This is a genomic window from Bradyrhizobium sp., from assembly GCF_049581145.1.
In the GTDB taxonomy this organism is placed as follows: domain Bacteria; phylum Pseudomonadota; class Alphaproteobacteria; order Rhizobiales; family Xanthobacteraceae; genus Bradyrhizobium.
In genome coordinates, this window is sequence record NZ_JBAURI010000164.1 from 1 (window position 1) to 2,428 (window position 2,428).

Annotated in this window: 3 protein-coding genes and 1 pseudogene; 2 read left to right on the forward strand and 2 right to left on the reverse strand. The window is 58.4% G+C overall.

Going from position 1 to position 2,428, the window contains the following annotated elements:
* Positions 1–26 precede the first annotated feature (26 nt).
* Positions 27–725 (reverse strand): hypothetical protein, encoded by a 699-nt coding sequence (locus WCB02_RS05335; protein ID WP_423956796.1) that lies wholly within the window; start codon positions 723–725, stop codon positions 27–29.
* A 513-nt stretch (positions 726–1,238) separates the two neighbouring features.
* Between WCB02_RS05335 and WCB02_RS05340 the strand changes: the two genes are divergently transcribed.
* Together WCB02_RS05340 and WCB02_RS05345 are read left to right on the forward strand one after the other, a co-directional pair.
* Positions 1,239–1,616, forward strand: coding sequence for a VOC family protein (locus tag WCB02_RS05340; RefSeq protein WP_423956797.1), 378 nt, complete (start codon positions 1,239–1,241; stop codon positions 1,614–1,616).
* A 66-nt stretch (positions 1,617–1,682) separates the two neighbouring features.
* A complete protein-coding gene (locus tag WCB02_RS05345) occupies positions 1,683–2,288 on the forward strand; it encodes a YdeI/OmpD-associated family protein (protein ID WP_423956798.1) in 606 nt (201 codons plus the stop codon).
* A gap of 29 nt (positions 2,289–2,317) precedes the next feature.
* Here the strand turns inward: WCB02_RS05345 and WCB02_RS05350 are convergent.
* A pseudogene (locus WCB02_RS05350) lies at positions 2,318–2,428 on the reverse strand (IS5/IS1182 family transposase); the annotation flags it as partial.

The window sequence follows — 2,428 nt, forward strand, 5'->3', positions numbered from 1 at the left end:
CAATTAAATACGATTGTTTTAGAAAATTATTTGCTCGCGACATCAGTTCTGGTCGAAAAGTTAGATTCTACGTTTCTTCTATCAATGCTGGTAATGCCGATTATTTGAACGAATCTCTTCAGTCCAACTTTCAATTCGTTGGGGCTGATGGAGCTGCTGCCGGTTTGACGAGGGACCTTCTTTCGTTGCGGCCTCTCGCACAGGATCCTTAACACGTAAGGCGTGAGCGAACGTTTCGGCGAGGATGTGGTCGGCTGGTTGACCGAAGCCTTCGTGCTCGGATCCTTCGTCAACTGATGCATGTCGATGACGTGAATGATGGAGCGCAGCTCATGAAGCGCCTTCAACGCGCGTCGCCGCTTGATCATTTCCTCGATGTTAAACAGGAAGAACAGTGCGGCCCCCATCAGCACCAGAATGTTGAAACCCGCGTCGATGCCTTGCAGCGTGCCGTACAAGTCGTCGCTGGTCTTGGTATTCGACCACAATTTGACGCCGACGAACGCGAGCAGTGCGGCGCCGGCCACCAGGATGATCCCGACGATGCTTCGCAGCCAGAGGTTCGGCCGAGCGATTTCACCGGAACGTCGGTGCGTCTGCCGGGCGATCTCGGTCAACTCGGCGCAGACGCGGGCGAGACCCGCGCCAGGAAATCTTTCTCCAATGCGCTGCTCGAGCCGGGCGAGTGTCGCGATGATTTCATCGGCGGCGAGGGTGCGGTACATGCCACGAGCCTATAGCTGGCCCATTCGAGGTCGAATAGCTCGTCATCGTGATGCGTAATGTCGCGGACGCCGCCGCGGCGCGCCCCATCGTGTCGCCTTGGTTGGGTCATAGATGCGCCGATGCGAATACAGCGCCTGAACTATCTTGGTGGCCGGCTTGCGACCGGCCATGTCGGCACGGTGCTCGGCCGTCCGGGAGGCCTGCCGTTCCCCGCCGGGGTCGATTTTCCGAGCGCCCGGCCCAGCGAGCGGGCCGCGCAGTCCGGCGCCTGTCTGGAGAAGATCAACCAGGAGGCCGACCCGGGGTGGACGGCAGGTTGCCGGGATTTGTGCCGCCGGAAATGCAGGGATGCACAAGCTTGCGAGCCGCGGTCGGCATCCTTCGGAGCAGGCCGCGATCTGCGCTCCGCAATATTGACATTATGTAGTGGCTCCCAAAGAAGGGAACGGGGCAAATCCGTGTCACCCGCGATTGCGCTTGACATCAGAATTCCACGTCGAATGGAGAGAAAGATGAGGCCATCTCACGCTATGGTCGCCACGCTCCCCTGCAATGACCTGGACGCGTCGGAAGCATTTTATAACAGGCTTGGCTTTTCGCGGGTGCGCCGCGACGGCGCGCCACCTCAATGGGAAAGCAACTATCGCATCCTCACCGACAAGGGCGGCGAGCTGCACCTTACCGATGCCGTCGAGGACTGGCTGGTTCCGGGCCGCAACCCGTTCGGGCTTTATCTCTATACGGACGACGTCGACGCGCTCGCCGCCGAATTTGGAAATGAGCTCGCCGGCAAGAAAGCGCCCGAGGATAAGCCCTGGGGCACTTACGAATTCGCGCTTTCCGACCCCGATCAGACGCTGGTGCGGGTCGGCCGGCGGCTGCAGCGCTGACTTCAGTCCTTGCTTTTTTCTCTCAGGACCCAATCCGGTCGTATTGCACGGCGCCATGCTATCATGATGCTCTCTGACAAACTTCCGCTTCTGAGTTTTTCAAGCCCATCGGCATTCAAGCGTTGGTTGGCAGCCCAACCCCGCAACTCTCAAGGTGCCTGGTTGAAATTCGCCAAGAAAGGAGCGGCAGAGGCAACAATCAGCAAGTCCGACGCCATAGACCTTGCCCTCGCGCATGGTTGGATTGATGCGCAGTTGGGACGTGTGGATGAGTTTTACTTCAAGACGCGTTTCACGCCGCGGAAACCAAAGAGCGCGTGGTCGAAAATAAATTGTGAACGCGCCGAGCGGCTGATCGTGTCGGGCCAGATGACAGAACAAGGGCTGGCGCAGGTTCACGCGGCAAAAGCGGACGGGCGATGGGAGGCCGCGTACCCATCGCAGAGCACGGCCGCTCCCCACGCTGATTTGGAGGCAGCGCTGGATGATGATCCACCGCTTCGTAAGGTGTTTGACGCTTTGGACTCGGCGAATCGCTACGCCATTATCTATCGGGTTCACCAAGCAAAGACCGCTGAGAAGCGTGCGGCGAAGATCACGGAACTCCTGGCCATGCTTCGTCGCGGCGAAACCATCCATCCGCGCAGCGTCAAACGTTCCTCGAAATCATGATTCTTGATTTCTGCAACTAGGGCCTGTCTTCAGTTGAGCAAGATCATAGCAGAAGCGAGCTGGACGCCGGCCAGGAATATTTTGGCGAGCTTGTCGTAGCGGGTCGCGATGGCTCGAAAATGCTTGAGTTTGTTGAAGAA

Bases quoted from the DNA above. Each gene is read 5' to 3' on its own strand.
- WCB02_RS05335 (WP_423956796.1), bottom strand. From the start codon at position 725: ATGTACCGCACCCTCGCCGCCGATGAAATCATCGCGACACTCGCCCGG.
- WCB02_RS05345 (WP_423956798.1), top strand. From the start codon at position 1,683: ATGCTCTCTGACAAACTTCCGCTTCTGAGTTTTTCAAGCCCATCGGCA.
- WCB02_RS05340 (WP_423956797.1), top strand. From the start codon at position 1,239: ATGAGGCCATCTCACGCTATGGTCGCCACGCTCCCCTGCAATGACCTG.